The following is a 13,388-nucleotide window of genomic DNA, read 5'->3' as shown; positions in this document are numbered from 1 at the left end:
CAAAGATGACCAACGGCTTAGCCGAAGCGAAACGGGCCGCCCCCGCGAGGGGACGGCCCGTCTCTGCATCATCCGGCCTGGATCAGAACCGGGCGTTCAGGCTCAGCCACAGGCTGCGGCCCTTGTCCTTGTTGTTGTAGTGATCGAAGAACAGGGCCTCGTTCGTGTCCTGATAGTCGCCGTCGGTGTTCAGGTCGCGGAACTCGGTGTCGTAGGTGGTGAAGTCCTCGTCGAGCAGGTTGTTCACCCGCCCGTTCAGCGTCAGCCACGGCGTCAGCTCATACGAGCCGCCCAGGTTCAGGACGGTGTAGCTCTTGTAGAAGAGCTCCTCATTGGTGATGGCGTGCAGGCCGCGATAGCGGTCCGAACGGCTCTCGCCGGTCAGCAGCAGGTTGAACCGGTCGGTGACCTGCCAGTCCAGCGAGGCGTTGGCCATGTGCTTGGCGCTGTTGCCCAGCGGACGACCGATCTCGGCGCCGCTCTTCTGTTCGCTGTCGGTGAAGGTGTAGTTCCCGCGCAGGCTCAGCCCGTCCAGGATGCGCCAGCGACCGGCGACCTCGATGCCCTGGATCTCCACCTCGTCGATATTGGTGGCGCGGCTGCTCGAGCCGTAGCCGAGGTCCGCGTACTCGCCGCTGCTGGCGCACGACAGGGTCGTGCCCGGGCCGCAGGGCTGGTTGGCGATCTTGTCCTCGAAGGTGTTGTTGAAGGCCGTGATGTTGAAGTTGTGGCCCTCGGAGGATTCCCAATAGACGGCGATTTCGGTGCTGACGCTGGTTTCCGGCTGCAGGTCCGGACTGCCGAACATGGGCGAGGTGCCCTGACCGCCGAAGCCGGTGATGCCGTCATACAGCTGGGTCGTCTTCGGGGTCTTGAAGCCGGTCGAGACGCCGCCCTTGATCGTCCACTGGTCGTTCAGGGTGTAGACGCCGTACAGGCGCGGGCTGAAGTGGTCGCCGAACACATCGTGGTCGTCGTAGCGGATGCCCGCCGTCAGGGCGAAGGGCTCGACGATCCGCCAGGTGTCCTCGGCGAACAGGGACCACATATTGTGCTCCTGCTTCAGGCCGGGCGTGCCGCCTTCCAGACCGAAGACGCCGTCGGTCAGCTCGCCGCGGATGATCTGGGCGCCGGTGACGACCGTGTGCTCGCCCGCCATCTGGAGCGGCACGGTCAGCTGGGCGTCCAGGGTGTACTGGGCGCTCTCCAGCGTCCGCTTCGGACGCGGCAGGAAGGTCGCCTCGGCCGCCGCGCGACGGTCCGCCAGGGCCATGCCCGCATAGGCGCCGGTGCCGTCGATCATGGTCAGCAGCAGCTCACGCTCGGCCACGGTGAAGGGCAGGGTGCGGCCCTCGTTGTTGGTCTCCACGTGCGACAGCGACACCCGGCTGGTCCCGAAGCCCCAGTCGCCCTCGTGGGTCACCGACCAGAAGTCGCGGGTGAACTCCTGCGACGGGGCGTAGCCGACGCGCGGATTGGCCCGGCGCGACCAGGTGCCGCCCGAGGTGGTGCAGGCGCCCGCGTTGGCCCCCGTCCCGCCGAGGCAGAAATTCCCGGCGCTCCAGATGCTGTCGATATTGTCGACGGTGCCGACCGGGTATTCGAGCCCGCCCGCGTCATTGGTCTGGATCGAGTTGTTATACTCCTGCCGCGACGTGTCGTAGTCGAGGGTCACGGTCTGGTTGGCGGTCGGCGTCCAGGTCAGGGTCAGGCCGCCCGAGATGTTCTCGTTGTCGACCGTCTTGCCGCCGCCGCCGAAGCCCAGCGAGCGGACGTGCACCGTCCCGGCGGGGTCGGTGACCGTGTCATAGACCGGGTTGGAGGCGTCGCGGTTGTACCAGCTGCCCCGGACGCTGAGGTTCAGCAGGCCCCGGACCAGCGGCCCGTTGGCGTAGAAATCGACCGTGGTGTCGTCGCCGTATTCGTCATTGCTCTCGAAGGTGCGGGCGGTGGTCAGCGAGCCGCTCCAGCGATCCAGGCTGCGCTTGGTGATGATGTTGATCACCCCGCCCATGGCGTCGGCGCCGTACAGGGTCGAGGCTGGGCCGCGGATCACCTCGATGCGCTCGATCGAGTCCAGCGGCGGGATATGGTTGAACTGGTTGCCGCCGAAATTATTCGGATAGATGTCGCCGTGGTTGTTCTGGCGACGGCCGTTGATCAGGATCAGGGTGTAGTCCGAGCCCATGCCGCGCATCGAGATGGTGCCCTGGCCCGTCTTGTCGCGGGTCTCGCCGATGTCGACGCCTTCCAGATCGCGCACCGCGTCCAGCAGGGTCATATAGGGGCGGCTCTGCAGCTCCTCGACCGTGACCACGCTGATCGAGGCCGGGGCGTCGGTGATCTTCTGCTCGAAGCCGGCGGCGGTCACGACCACGTCGTCCAGCTGGGCCGCGGCCTCCTGGGCCAGGGCCGGACCGGCGGCGGCGAGCAGGGCCGTGGCCGAGACCAGCGAGAAGACTGAACGATTTTTGTTCGCGAACATGACGCCCCCTGAAATGCGAGCGCTTCTCAATCGCGAGTCAGGCTTCACCGCAAGCGGGGTGCGGGGATCGGTCGCAAGTGTCGCAGGGGGCGGATGCCGCAGAGGGCGACCTCTGGCGCGGTTCCGGACAGACGCCTAAAACCGCCTCATGAACCTGCTCGACATCCTCATCGCCGTGGCCATCCTCGCCGTGGCCGTCACCCTCGGCCTGGGCCTGCGCCAGCTCTATAAGACCGGCCCCGAGGCCCGTTCGCGCTCGAACAAGCTGATGCGCCTGCGCGTCCTCCTGCAGGCGGTGGCGGTGGTCTTGCTGGTCTTCGGCCTGTGGTGGAAGTCCACGCACGGGGCCTGATTCCATGGTGGTCCTGAACCGCATCTATACGAAGACCGGCGACGGCGGTCAGACGCGGCTGGCGTCCGGCGCCCCGGTGTCCAAGAGCGACGCCCGCATCGAGGCCATGGGCGCGGTGGACGAGCTGAACGCCGTCATCGGCGTCGCCCGGCTGCATTCGGGCCAGAACGACCGCATCGACGCCATGCTGGGCCGCATCCAGAACGAGCTGTTCGACCTCGGCGCCGATCTGGCCACGCCACTCGAGCCCGCCCCCGCCTGGGAGGCCCTGCGCATCCTCGACAGCCAGGTCGAGCGGCTGGAGCAGGAAATCGACTGGATGAACGAGAGCCTCAAGCCTCTGGACAGCTTCATCCTGCCCGGCGGCGCGGCCCTGTCGGCCCATCTGCATCTGGCGCGCACGGTCGCCCGGCGGGCCGAGCGCGAGGCGGTGCGGCTGGTCGAGGGCGGCGAGGCCGTCAACGGCCCGGCGGTCCGGTATCTGAACCGCCTGTCCGACCACCTGTTCGTCGCCGCCCGCCGCGCCAACGCCAACGGCGCGGGCGACGTCAAATGGAGACCGGGGGCGACGCGTTAGCGTCCGGTCGCCTCGGCCAGGGCCTTGCGCTGGCGTTCGGCGTCGGCGTCGCGGGCGGCCTGTTCGGCGTCCAGACGGGCCTCGATCTCCAGCAGTTCGCGGTTCTTGCGGTCCGAGGCCTGGGCGCGGGTCTCGCCCGGCTTGCGTCCGGTGATGCCCTCGATCTCGGCCATCGACAGGGGCTGGGCGCAGACGCCCTTGTCCCCGTCCCACCAGCCGCCGTCCGCGACGCAGCGATCACCGGGCGCCTTGACCAGCGCCTGCCAGGTCAGGGTCGCCCCGACCAGAACCGCGAAGGTGCACAGAAACAGCACGCTGAGCCGCTTCATGGTCAAAAGACGATGCATTTCGAGTTTTCCGTGATCCGGCGTGTTGACGCCGCGTTACGTTGACAGGTCGGGTCGGGCGTACCTATTGCCTGACCCAACATTCCGGCGACTTTGTGGATAGCGCAATGAAGGTTCTAGTCCCCGTCAAACGGGTGATCGACTACAACGTCAAGGCCCGCGTGAAGGCGGACCAGAGCGGCGTCGATCTCGCCAACGTCAAAATGAGCATGAATCCCTTCGACGAAATCGCCGTCGAAGAGGCCGTGCGCCTCAAGGAAGGCAAGGAACATCACGCCGCCGGCACGGCGACCGAGATCGTGGTCGTCTCCATCGGCGTGACCCAGGCCCAGGAGACCATCCGCACCGCCCTGGCCATGGGCGCGGACCGCGGCCTGCTGATCCAGTCCGACGCCGACCTGGAGCCCCTGGCCGTCGCCAAGCTGCTCAAGGCGGTGGTCGATGAGGAGAAGCCGGACCTGGTCCTGATGGGCAAGCAGTCCATCGACGGCGACAACAATGCGGTCGGCCAGATGCTGGCCGCCCTGCTGGACTGGCCGCAGGCGACCTTCGCCGGCAAGCTGGAGATCGGCGGCGGCAAGGCGACCGTGACCCGCGAGGTTGACGGTGGCCTGCAGACCGTGGCGGCGACCCTGCCGGCGGTGGTCACGGTGGACCTGCGTCTGAACACGCCGCGTTACGCGTCGCTCCCCAACATCATGAAGGCCAAGAAGAAGGAGATCGCCATGAAGGCGGTCGCCGACTACGGCGTCGATACCGCGCCGCGCCTGAAGGTGGTCAAGGTGACGGCCCCGCCGACCCGTTCGGCAGGCATCAAGGTGGCTGACGCCGCCGAACTGGTTTCCAAGCTCAAGTCCGCGGGGGTCCTGTAATGGCCGTTCTCGTCATCGCCGACCGTGACGGCGACACCGTTCGCGACACCACCCACAAGACCGTCACCGCCGCCCTGAAGCTCTCGGGCGACGTGGACGTTCTGGTCGTCGGCCAGGGCTCGAAGGCCGCGGCGGACGCGGCCGCGAAGATCGCCGGGGTCCGCAAGGTCCTGCTGGCCGAGAGCGCCGGCCTGGGTCACCAGCTGGCCGAAGCCGTCGAGGCGACCGTCACCGGCCTCGCCGCCGGCTATGACGCCATCCTTTCGCCGGCCACCACCGACGGCAAGAATTTCATGCCGCGTATCGCCGCCAAGCTCGACGTCGCCCCGATCTCGGACATCATCGAGGTCGTGTCGAACGACACCTTCGTGCGCCCCATCTACGCCGGCAACGCGCTGGAGACCGTCCAGTCGTCAGACGCCAAGAAGGTCATCACCGTTCGCCCGACCAGCTTCGACGCCGCCGCTGAAGGCGGTTCGGCCTCGGTGGAGACCGTGACCGGCGCCGACGCCGGCAAGGCCGCCTTCGTCTCGGAAGAGATGGTCAAGTCGGACCGCCCGGAACTGGGCGCCGCCAAGATCGTCGTCTCGGGCGGTCGCGCCCTGGGTTCGGCGGAAGAGTTCCACGCCGTCATGGACCCGCTGGCCGACAAACTGGGCGCCGCCGTCGGCGCCTCGCGCGCGGCGGTCGACGCGGGCTACGCCCCCAACGACTATCAGGTCGGCCAGACCGGCAAGGTCGTCGCCCCGGCCCTCTACATCGCCATCGGCATCTCGGGCGCCATCCAGCACCTCGCCGGCATGAAGGACTCCAAGGTCATCGTCGCGATCAACAAGGACGCCGACGCCCCGATCTTCCAGGTCGCCGACTACGGCCTGGTCGCCGACTACAAGACGGCGGTGCCGGAGCTGATGAAGGCTCTGGGCTGATCCAATGAAGCTGCCGGGCGGGGATCGTGCGATCATCCCGCCCGGCAAGCTCGAGTTTTACTGCCTGAACCCGGTTCATGGCCGCGGTGGCGACAAGGCTCGGGTTTTCGCCTCCGCGCTTGGCATCACGCTGGCGAACGTCGGGCTTCTCCGGACGGCATTGCGTCAGGCGGCGGCTGACGGCGAGGCCCAGCTGTTAGTTTCCGACGCGTTCGGCGACCAGTACAGGATCGACTTCAAGATGGAGCGCGAGGGACGAAGCCGGACGGTGCGCAGCGGATGGATCATCCGGCAGCCCGGCGGTCCGCCTTACCTGACAACGGCGTTCGTGTTACCATCGTCCCATGGCTGACGAACTCGACGTCATCGCGCTCAAGAAAGACCGTCCCGACCTTGGGCTCAAGGCCGGCCAACGGGGCACGATTGTTCTGAAGCACGATGAGCGGAACTTCTTGGTCGAGTTTTCGGACAGCGATGGTGTCGAGTACGCCATGCCGACCCTGACGGCCGAAGAGGTCGAGGTCGTCTGGCGGATCGCTGATCATCTCGAGGGTCAGGCAGAGCGCCGCGCTGCCGGCTGATCTGCCCATAGGGCGGGGTTGGGCGCCGAGATTCGCCGCTGCTTTTCCACGAGCCAGTTGTCGCGCGCCATTCTATGCTCTCTCACATGGCGGGGATGATCTGGACACACGGCTATACAGCGGCTGAGCTCGAGCGGGCGCAGGCGCTCTTCCGCCTGACCTTCCCGCCTGATCTCGTCGCGCTCCTGCGTGATCGCCGGCCGGTCGGCGGGCCGGACTGGACCAATGAGGCTGATATCCGCTCCCGTCTGGCCTGGCCCTATGAGGGCCTGATGTTCGACGTCGAGCACAATGTGCTTTGGTGGGGCGAATGGGGCGAGCGGCCCACTGATGCGGCGGAGCGCGCTGAAGTCCTGCGCGATGTTGTCGCTCGTGCACCGATGCTGATACCGGTCTTCAGCCACAGGTACCTGCCCGCGACGCCAGGCCGGGCCGGAAACCCTGTCTTCTCGGTCCATCAGTCCGACGTCATCCTCTATGGCGCCAACCTTGAGGACTACCTCGAGCGGGAAGAGAACGGCTGGGGTTGCAGGCCGTGGCCCCAAGCGATCCGCGAGATCGACTTCTGGTCCGAGCTTTCCGGCGTAACGGCTGATCGAGGATTGTGATGACCATCCTCGTTCTGAAGCCTGTTCGGAACCGTGGAGGGGCATCGCTGAACACAGCCTGGTCTCGGTCGCTCGGCGCGCCGGAATGGCGCCTTGTCCTCTTTACTTGAGCAATCGAACAGAGATGTTCGCTTCGCGTGTTTTGATGCTTCCGAGCATGGAGATGACCATGAATTTGGAGGTAGATCAGGCGAGTGTGGCTCGAGTTAGCTTTCCAGATTGCGCGGTGATGCGGTTCGATCTGGCCCAGCAACAGCTTTCCATAACGACCGATGGTGTCTTCATCGAAGGGCGCGGCTTTTCCGGCGCACCTTGCGAAATATGCCTGTTCACAGACTCCCGCATAACCGCTCGAACCTACGACATGGTGGACTGGAGAGAGACGGAGCCCGCGCAGGCGAAGCTGGGGGATATATGCGAATGGGACGTCGATGGCGCCGACCTGAGGGTGCGCGGGTTCAGTACAGTTTCGGGTTGCTGGACTGAGGTCGTGATCCCGCACTTCTCAGGAAAGCTCGATGTTGCGAACTAATTTCTCAGGACGATGACCACCCTCCCGATCAAGCTCACCCCCGGCGCGTCCGCCGACCGCATCGACGGCTGGGACACCGACCCCGACGGCCGCCCCGTCCTCAAGGTTCGCGTCCGCGCCCGGCCCATCGAGGGCGAGGCCAACACCGCCCTGATCAAGCTTCTGGCCAAAACCCTCGGCGTCCCCAAATCCGCTGTATCACTGGCGCGTGGCGGGCAGTCGCGGACGAAGATGATCGCGGTCGAGGGACTGTCCGAACCCGAACTGAAAGCCCGCCTTACCGACTTGTAATGTTTCCGGCCTTGTCGTGACCGCCCGCAGCCTCTTGTAATCCGCCCCGAGTTCGCGCCGCCCGATACCGCCCGGCGCATCAGGGGAGCTTTTCATGAGACTTCGCCGCCTGCGGGGCCCAAGCCTTGCCGCGATCGCCGTGCTGGCCCTCGGGGCCTGCGCCACCACCGGCTCCAGCCAGACGCCCGCGTCGGACGGATCATCCAGCGCCCGCACCCGCGAGCCCCTGGCCGCCGGTCTGGACGCCGCCAACAATCCCGATCCCTTCCCCTCGACCTATCGCGGCCTGCCGCGCGAGAATTTCGCCATCGTCGGCGGGACCGTGCTGGACGGCACCGGGCGCAAGATCGAGAACGGCGTGGTCGTGGTCACCGATGGCCGCGTGGCCGCCGTCGGCGACGCCTCCACGGCCATTCCGGCGGGCCACCGCACGGTGCAGGCCAACGGACGCTATGTGACCCCGGGGATCATCGACGTGCACTCGCACCTGGGCGTCTATCCCTCGCCGGGCGTGCAGGGGATGAGCGACGGCAATGAGGCCACCAGCCCCAACACCGCACAGGTCTGGGCCGAGCACAGCCTGTGGCCGCAGGACCCGGGCTTCAACGCCGCCCGCGCCGGTGGGGTGACCACCCTCCAGATCCTGCCCGGCTCGGCCAATCTGTTCGGCGGGCGCGGCGTGACGGTGCGCAACATCCCGTCGGTGACCATGCAGGGGATGAAATTCCCCGGCGCCCCCTATGGCCTGAAGATGGCCTGCGGCGAGAACCCGTCGCGCGTCTACGGCTCGCGCAACCAGAGCCCGGCGACGGGCATGGGCAATATGGCCGGCTATCGCGCCGCCTTCATCGCCGCCCAGGACTATCGCGCCAAATGGGACAAGTGGCGCGCGGACGGCGAGGGCTCGCCCCCGACCCGCAATCTGCAGCTCGAGACCATCGCGGGCGTGCTGGACGGCTCGATCCTGGTGCAGAACCACTGCTACCGGGCCGACGAAATGGCCATGATGATCGACCTGTCGAAGGAGTTCGGCTTCCGCATCACCGCCTTCCACCACGCCATCGAGGCCTACAAGCTGGCCCCGCAACTGGCCCGTGAAGGGATCTGCGCCGACATGTGGACCGGCTGGTGGGGCTTCAAGATGGAAGCCCTGGACGCGGTCGAGGCCAACGCCGCCCTCGTCGACGCCCAGCCCAACAGTTGCGCCGTCATCCACTCGGACGACGCCGAACTGACCCAGCGCCTCAATCAGGAGGCCGCCGCCGCCCTCGCCGCCGGTCGTCGCATCGGCATGAACATCCCGGAGGAGCGGGCGATCAGCTGGATCACCCTGAATCCGGCCCGTTCGCTGGGCATCGCCGACCAGACCGGTTCGCTGGAGGCCGGCAAGCGCGCCGATGTGGTGATCTGGAGCGCCGATCCCTTCTCGATCTACGCCCGCGCCGATCAGGTCTATGTCGACGGCGGCCTCGCCTTCGACCGCAGCAACCCGGCCTATCAGCCGGTGTCCGATTTCGAACTGGGTCAGCCGGGCTTCGGCCTGAGCGCCGCCAACGTGCCGCAGGGAGCCCGCTGATGCGCCTCAAGAGTCTCATCCTCGGCGCCGCCTCGCTGGTCGCGCTCGCCGCCTCTCCCGCTGTCGCGCAGGAGCTGACCGCCATCACCGGCGGCCGCGTTCTGACCGGAACCGGCGTCATCGAGAACGGCACCGTGGTCATCCAGAACGGCCGCGTCGTCTCGGTCGGGACCGGCGCGGCTCCGTCCGGCGCCCGCGTCATCGACGCGCGTGGCAAGGTCGTCGCCCCCGGCTTCGTCGCGGTCGACAGCGGCCTCGGCGGTTCGGAAATCTCCTCGGTGGGCGGGTCGGACGACCTGTCGAACGGCGCCAACACCATCAGCGCCGCCTTCGACGTCTCTTATGGCCTCGATCCGTGGTCCTTCACCCTGCCGGTGGCCCGCCTCGGCGGCATCACCCGCGCCATCGTGGTGCCGAACCACCCGGGCAGCTCGGGCGGTCACAACCATCAGGACGACAGCGACTTCGCCGGCGTCGGCCATGCCGGGCTCCAGTCGCCCAGCCTGTTCGCCGGCCAGGCCGCCGTCATCCATCTGGGCAGCGGCAACGACATTCTGGTCAAGCCGCGCGTGGCCCAGGTCGCGCCCTTCGGCGAGGCCGGAGCCGGTGTCGCCGGCGGCGCCCGCGGCGCCGAGTTCACCCAGTTCCGCGAGACCCTGACCGAGGTCCGCCTCTATGCCCGCAACCGCGCCGCCTATGACCGGGGCGCCATCCGCGACCTCAGCCTGTCGCGCGCCGATCTGGAGGCCCTGATCCCGGTCGCCAACGGGACCATGCCTCTCATCGTCACCGTGCGTCGCGCGGCGGACATCCAGCAGGTGCTGCGTCTGGCGAAGGAAGAGGGGCTGAAGATCATCATCGACGGCGCCGAGGAAGGCTGGATGGTCGCTGACCAGATCGCCGCCGCCGGGGTTCCGGTTCTGCTCAACCCGATCTCCAACCTGCCGGGCAATCTGGAGACGCGCGGCGCGCGGATGCAGAACGCGGCGGCGCTGGATGCGGCGGGCGTGGTCATCGCCATCAAGGGCAATGAGGGCTCGATCCACCGCGCCCGTGAGACCCGCTACAACGCGGGCAACGCCGTCTCGCACGGCCTGCCCTATGAGGCGGCGATCGAGGCGATCACGGTCAATCCGGCGAAGATCTTCGGCATGGCCGGCCAGTTCGGGGAGCTGCGCCCCGGCGCCGCCGCCGACGTGGTCGTCTGGTCCGGCGATCCGCTGGAGCCGCTCAGCCTCGCCGAGCACATCTGGGTCAACGGCCAGGAACAGGCGCCCACCAGCCGCCAGTTCCTGCTGCGCGACCGCTACCGCTCGGGTGGCGAGGGGGCGATGCCTCCGGCCTACGGGCGGTAGGGATTAGGGAACAGGGATTAGGGATTAGGTTTGGGCGTTAGGCGTCAGGGTGGTGAAAGAGTATCTCTTCCCCCTAATCCCCAATCCCTAGTCCCTACTCCCTTCTCATGTCCCTTCCCCGCCTCTTCATCGACGCCGACGCCTGCCCGGTGAAGGACGAGGTCTATCGCGTGGCTGAACGCTATGGGCTGAAGGTGTTCGTGGTCTCCAACGGCTGGATCAACACCCGCCGGGATCCGTGGATCGAGCAGGTGGTCGTCGACGCCGGGCCGGACATCGCCGACGACTGGATCGCCGAGCGGGCGGGCAAGGGCGACATCGTCATCACCCAGGACATCCCCCTGGCCGACCGATGCCTTCAGGCGGGCGCGCAGGCGATCAAGTCCAACGGCACGCCCTTCACCCCGGATTCCATCGGCTCGGCCCTCGCCGGCCGGATGGTGGGCGAGCATATGCGATCCATGGGGCTGCAGACCTCCGGCCCGCCGCCCTTCGGTCCCAAGGACCGCTCCAACTTCCTGCAGGCTCTGGACAAGGCGGTAGTCATCGCAAAACGGGCGCTGGCATGACCCTCATCCCCGAGGACGAGCTGGAGTTCCGCTTCTTCCGCGCGGGCGGTCCCGGCGGGCAGAACGTCAACAAGGTCTCGACCAGCGTCCAGCTGCGTTTCGACGCCCGCAATTCCCCGTCCCTGACCGATCCGGTGCGTGAGCGCCTGCTCAAGCTGGCGGGCAGCCGGGCCACTCTCAACGGTGAAATCCTGATCACGGCCGTCCGCTTCCGCACCCAGGAGCGTAACCGCGCCGACGCCATCGAGCGGCTTCAGGGGTTGGTGGACGAAGCCTCGATCAAGCCCGTCTATCGCGTGCCGACCAAACCCACCCGCGCCTCGAAGGAGCGGCGGCTGGAGGGCAAGTCCAAGCGCTCGGCGATCAAGAGCGGACGCGGAAAGCCCACAAGAGACGACGGTTAAGGACGAAAGCGAGGAACACAGCGCCGCTTTCCCCGTTAAGGCGAAGCTTGGGCTGATGTACCGGCCCGCTTCACAGAAAAGGGCGCTGGAATGAAGTTCGCTTTCCCCTCGATGGTCGCCGTCTCGGCGATGCTGGCTTTGACCGCCTGCGACAGCGCGGAAGAGAAGGCCAAGGCCGCAGCCGAAAGACCGTCCGGTGAAGGCGTCAGCGCCGCGCAGATCGCCGCCCAGGCCACCACCCCGCAGGCCTCGATGACCCCGGCCGAGCGCGAGGCCTTCCGCACCCAGACCAGCGCCCTGCTGGACGAGGTCGGCGCCGACCGGGCCGAGGGCCATGTGCCGGTCGAGGGCATCGGCGACCAGGTGGTCGCCATGCAGCCGCTGCAAGCGCACAACTTCACCGTCCCGATGACGGCGGGCACGCCCTATCTGGTCTTCGGCGTCTGCGACGGCGACTGCACCGTGGTCGACCTCGCCCTGCTGGACAGCTCGGGCCGCGAGATCAAGAAGGACACCGACAGCCGCGACTTCCCGGTGCTGGATTTCACCCCGACCGCCGCCGGCGCCTACACCGTCCGCATGACGATGACCGAGTGCAAGCTGGCGCCCTGCTATGCGGGCGCCCGCGTCTATCGGAAGTCCTGATCGCGGGGATCAGCGGCGCGACGCGGCCGCCTGCGCTGGGGTGACCGGCAGGGTGGCCAGCGTCAGCTTGCCGTCGCGATCCGTATCCAGCGAATAGAACCAGCGCTGGGTAGCCTGCGCCCATTCCTCGGCGCTGACCCGCTGATCGACGTTGATGTCAGCCGATTTCACCGGCTGCGGCAGGTTGAAGAAGCCGGACTCGGCGATCACGCCATAGCCGACCGGGCGGCTGCGCGGCGCCTGACGGCGCGTGCCTCCATTCTGTGGCGCGATGCCCATGGTCGAGGTGTCCGCAAGTCCCGCGCGCGGACCGCCGCCAAGGCCTCCCGGACCGCCGGGACCGCTAGGCCGGTCGCCGCCGCGTCCGCCCTGGGCCAGCAGCCGCAGGCTCTGTTCATAGGCCGCCAGCTCGTCCTGGTTCAGCCGGCCGTCGCGGTCGGTGTCCAGGGTGGCGAAGAAGCGTCGGCCGTCCGCCGCGAACTCCTCGAAGGTGAGGGCGTCGTCATGGTCGCTGTCGGCGCCGGCGAACCAGTCCGCCGTCGGCCAGGGTCGCCCCGTTTCACCGAGGAAGGCCTCGCCGAACGGGCTGATGAACAGGGGGATGCGCGGCGGCGGCGGGGCGGCGAACGGATTGGGCGGACCGCTGCCCCGAGGCGCATTCTCGATGCCGGCGCAGGCCGTCAGCAGGGCCGTGAGCGACAGGGCGAGCGTGGTCGCTCCCAGTTGGGCGGCGCGCATCGGCGGTCTCCGGAAAATCAGGGGCAGGAAGTCAGGGCTGGGAAATCAGGACTGAACGGGGCGGAACAGCAGGGCGTCGATCTTGCCAGCGTCATTGAAGCCGATCACCCATTCGGTGGTCGCGTTGGCGAAGGTCACCACGAACTGGTCGGCGCCTTCCTGCGAACCGACGAAATCCACCGCCAGCACGGCGCCGAAGCTCTGCAGCAGCGGCAGGATGCGCGGCTCCTGCTCACGCATGCGGGCGGCCAGGCCGGTGTCGATCCGGGTGTAGTCGATGGTCCCCGCCTGGGCCGCGGCGATGACGGTGCGCAGGACCTCTTCGGACTGCGCATTCGCCGGTTCGGTCAGGGTCGGCTCCGCGTCCGGGGCGGGAGCCGGGGTTCGGGCCGGGGCCGCCGGGGCGGCGCGATCAAAGGTGTTGGGCACGCTGCCCGCCGCCACCTGGGCCTGGGCGGCGCCCGCGAGGATCAGGGGGGCGCTGATCGCGGCGGCCAGAACAATCAACTTCATGAAACGTCTCCCGG

18 protein-coding genes are annotated in these 13,388 nt (G+C 67.7%); 14 read left to right on the top strand and 4 right to left on the bottom strand.

The genetic code is table 11. The features are described from left to right. Positions 1–82 precede the first annotated feature (82 nt). The gene (locus ACTIEF_RS01435) at positions 83–2,485 is read right to left on the bottom strand and encodes a TonB-dependent receptor domain-containing protein (protein WP_439470401.1); all 2,403 of its coding nucleotides are present in this window, start codon (positions 2,483–2,485) and stop codon (positions 83–85) included. A gap of 148 nt (positions 2,486–2,633) precedes the next feature. On the opposite strand from ACTIEF_RS01435, the gene ACTIEF_RS01430 reads away from it, so the two are divergent. Together ACTIEF_RS01430 and ACTIEF_RS01425 are read left to right on the top strand one after the other, a co-directional pair. After that, entirely contained in the window at positions 2,634–2,837 is a 204-nt protein-coding gene (locus tag ACTIEF_RS01430) for a twin transmembrane helix small protein (RefSeq protein WP_439470400.1), read from the top strand. 4 nt (positions 2,838–2,841) lie between these two features. Then, complete coding sequence (locus ACTIEF_RS01425; RefSeq protein ID WP_439470399.1) at positions 2,842–3,414, top strand: cob(I)yrinic acid a,c-diamide adenosyltransferase; 573 nt, start codon at positions 2,842–2,844, stop codon at positions 3,412–3,414. Here the strand turns inward: ACTIEF_RS01425 and ACTIEF_RS01420 are convergent. After that, positions 3,411–3,761: a hypothetical protein gene (locus tag ACTIEF_RS01420; protein ID WP_439470398.1), complete on the bottom strand. Its 351-nt coding sequence runs from the start codon at positions 3,759–3,761 to the stop codon at positions 3,411–3,413. The genes ACTIEF_RS01425 and ACTIEF_RS01420 overlap by 4 nt on opposite strands. A 107-nt stretch (positions 3,762–3,868) precedes the next feature. On the opposite strand from ACTIEF_RS01420, the gene ACTIEF_RS01415 reads away from it, so the two are divergent. From ACTIEF_RS01415 to ACTIEF_RS01360, 12 genes are all read left to right on the top strand, one after another. Beyond that, entirely contained in the window at positions 3,869–4,633 is a 765-nt protein-coding gene (locus ACTIEF_RS01415) for an electron transfer flavoprotein subunit beta/FixA family protein (RefSeq protein ID WP_439470397.1), read from the top strand. Next, entirely contained in the window at positions 4,633–5,562 is a 930-nt protein-coding gene (locus ACTIEF_RS01410; protein WP_439470396.1) for an electron transfer flavoprotein subunit alpha/FixB family protein, read from the top strand. The genes ACTIEF_RS01415 and ACTIEF_RS01410 overlap by 1 nt, the downstream gene beginning before the upstream one ends. 4 nt (positions 5,563–5,566) lie before the next feature. Continuing rightward, positions 5,567–5,914 (top strand): DUF6883 domain-containing protein, encoded by a 348-nt coding sequence (locus ACTIEF_RS01405; RefSeq protein WP_439470395.1) that lies wholly within the window; start codon positions 5,567–5,569, stop codon positions 5,912–5,914. After that, positions 5,907–6,143, top strand: coding sequence for a DUF4926 domain-containing protein (locus ACTIEF_RS01400; protein WP_439470394.1), 237 nt, complete (start codon positions 5,907–5,909; stop codon positions 6,141–6,143). Before ACTIEF_RS01405 ends, ACTIEF_RS01400 begins: the two co-directional genes overlap by 8 nt. A gap of 86 nt (positions 6,144–6,229) precedes the next feature. Then, the gene (locus ACTIEF_RS01395) at positions 6,230–6,751 is read left to right on the top strand and encodes an SMI1/KNR4 family protein (protein WP_439470393.1); all 522 of its coding nucleotides are present in this window, start codon (positions 6,230–6,232) and stop codon (positions 6,749–6,751) included. 157 nt (positions 6,752–6,908) lie between these two features. Next, positions 6,909–7,283 carry a hypothetical protein gene (locus tag ACTIEF_RS01390; RefSeq protein ID WP_439470392.1) on the top strand — a complete coding sequence of 125 codons (375 nt, stop codon included), beginning with the start codon at positions 6,909–6,911 and terminating at the stop codon, positions 7,281–7,283. Between the two features lie 12 nt (positions 7,284–7,295). Next, positions 7,296–7,574, top strand: coding sequence for a DUF167 family protein (locus ACTIEF_RS01385; protein ID WP_439470391.1), 279 nt, complete (start codon positions 7,296–7,298; stop codon positions 7,572–7,574). Positions 7,575–7,668: 94 nt separating this feature from the next. After that, positions 7,669–9,150: an amidohydrolase gene (locus tag ACTIEF_RS01380; RefSeq protein ID WP_439470390.1), complete on the top strand. Its 1,482-nt coding sequence runs from the start codon at positions 7,669–7,671 to the stop codon at positions 9,148–9,150. After that, on the top strand, positions 9,150–10,505 hold the full coding sequence (locus ACTIEF_RS01375; RefSeq protein ID WP_439470389.1) for an amidohydrolase family protein: 1,356 nt from the start codon (positions 9,150–9,152) through the stop codon (positions 10,503–10,505). The genes ACTIEF_RS01380 and ACTIEF_RS01375 overlap by 1 nt, the downstream gene beginning before the upstream one ends. 107 nt (positions 10,506–10,612) lie before the next feature. Further along, positions 10,613–11,074, top strand: a complete 462-nt coding sequence (locus tag ACTIEF_RS01370; RefSeq protein ID WP_439470388.1) for a YaiI/YqxD family protein — start codon at positions 10,613–10,615, stop codon at positions 11,072–11,074. Continuing rightward, positions 11,071–11,478 carry an alternative ribosome rescue aminoacyl-tRNA hydrolase ArfB gene (gene arfB, locus ACTIEF_RS01365; protein ID WP_439470387.1) on the top strand — a complete coding sequence of 136 codons (408 nt, stop codon included), beginning with the start codon at positions 11,071–11,073 and terminating at the stop codon, positions 11,476–11,478. The genes ACTIEF_RS01370 and arfB overlap by 4 nt, the downstream gene beginning before the upstream one ends. A gap of 90 nt (positions 11,479–11,568) precedes the next feature. Next, positions 11,569–12,123 (top strand): hypothetical protein, encoded by a 555-nt coding sequence (locus tag ACTIEF_RS01360; protein WP_439470386.1) that lies wholly within the window; start codon positions 11,569–11,571, stop codon positions 12,121–12,123. A 9-nt stretch (positions 12,124–12,132) separates the two neighbouring features. Here ACTIEF_RS01360 and ACTIEF_RS01355 read toward each other — a convergent pair whose 3' ends face one another. Together ACTIEF_RS01355 and ACTIEF_RS01350 are read right to left on the bottom strand one after the other, a co-directional pair. Further along, positions 12,133–12,861 (bottom strand): hypothetical protein, encoded by a 729-nt coding sequence (locus tag ACTIEF_RS01355; RefSeq protein ID WP_439470385.1) that lies wholly within the window; start codon positions 12,859–12,861, stop codon positions 12,133–12,135. A gap of 45 nt (positions 12,862–12,906) precedes the next feature. Further along, complete coding sequence (locus ACTIEF_RS01350; protein ID WP_439470384.1) at positions 12,907–13,374, bottom strand: hypothetical protein; 468 nt, start codon at positions 13,372–13,374, stop codon at positions 12,907–12,909. Positions 13,375–13,388: the final 14 nt, after the last annotated feature.

The organism is Brevundimonas sp. (assembly GCF_051858995.1).
Taxonomy (GTDB): Bacteria; Pseudomonadota; Alphaproteobacteria; order Caulobacterales; family Caulobacteraceae; genus Brevundimonas.
Note: the sequence above shows the minus strand (reverse complement) of the source record. Positions and strands in the feature narration are given on the sequence as shown.

Bases quoted from the DNA above. Each gene is read 5' to 3' on its own strand.
- ACTIEF_RS01435 (WP_439470401.1), bottom strand. From the start codon at position 2,485: ATGTTCGCGAACAAAAATCGTTCAGTCTTCTCGCTGGTCTCGGCCACG.
- ACTIEF_RS01430 (WP_439470400.1), top strand. From the start codon at position 2,634: ATGAACCTGCTCGACATCCTCATCGCCGTGGCCATCCTCGCCGTGGCC.
- ACTIEF_RS01425 (WP_439470399.1), top strand. From the start codon at position 2,842: ATGGTGGTCCTGAACCGCATCTATACGAAGACCGGCGACGGCGGTCAG.
- ACTIEF_RS01420 (WP_439470398.1), bottom strand. From the start codon at position 3,761: ATGCATCGTCTTTTGACCATGAAGCGGCTCAGCGTGCTGTTTCTGTGC.
- ACTIEF_RS01415 (WP_439470397.1), top strand. From the start codon at position 3,869: ATGAAGGTTCTAGTCCCCGTCAAACGGGTGATCGACTACAACGTCAAG.
- ACTIEF_RS01410 (WP_439470396.1), top strand. From the start codon at position 4,633: ATGGCCGTTCTCGTCATCGCCGACCGTGACGGCGACACCGTTCGCGAC.
- ACTIEF_RS01405 (WP_439470395.1), top strand. From the start codon at position 5,567: ATGAAGCTGCCGGGCGGGGATCGTGCGATCATCCCGCCCGGCAAGCTC.
- ACTIEF_RS01400 (WP_439470394.1), top strand. From the start codon at position 5,907: ATGGCTGACGAACTCGACGTCATCGCGCTCAAGAAAGACCGTCCCGAC.
- ACTIEF_RS01395 (WP_439470393.1), top strand. From the start codon at position 6,230: ATGGCGGGGATGATCTGGACACACGGCTATACAGCGGCTGAGCTCGAG.
- ACTIEF_RS01390 (WP_439470392.1), top strand. From the start codon at position 6,909: ATGGAGATGACCATGAATTTGGAGGTAGATCAGGCGAGTGTGGCTCGA.
- ACTIEF_RS01385 (WP_439470391.1), top strand. From the start codon at position 7,296: ATGACCACCCTCCCGATCAAGCTCACCCCCGGCGCGTCCGCCGACCGC.
- ACTIEF_RS01380 (WP_439470390.1), top strand. From the start codon at position 7,669: ATGAGACTTCGCCGCCTGCGGGGCCCAAGCCTTGCCGCGATCGCCGTG.
- ACTIEF_RS01375 (WP_439470389.1), top strand. From the start codon at position 9,150: ATGCGCCTCAAGAGTCTCATCCTCGGCGCCGCCTCGCTGGTCGCGCTC.
- ACTIEF_RS01370 (WP_439470388.1), top strand. From the start codon at position 10,613: ATGTCCCTTCCCCGCCTCTTCATCGACGCCGACGCCTGCCCGGTGAAG.
- arfB (WP_439470387.1), top strand. From the start codon at position 11,071: ATGACCCTCATCCCCGAGGACGAGCTGGAGTTCCGCTTCTTCCGCGCG.
- ACTIEF_RS01360 (WP_439470386.1), top strand. From the start codon at position 11,569: ATGAAGTTCGCTTTCCCCTCGATGGTCGCCGTCTCGGCGATGCTGGCT.
- ACTIEF_RS01355 (WP_439470385.1), bottom strand. From the start codon at position 12,861: ATGCGCGCCGCCCAACTGGGAGCGACCACGCTCGCCCTGTCGCTCACG.
- ACTIEF_RS01350 (WP_439470384.1), bottom strand. From the start codon at position 13,374: ATGAAGTTGATTGTTCTGGCCGCCGCGATCAGCGCCCCCCTGATCCTC.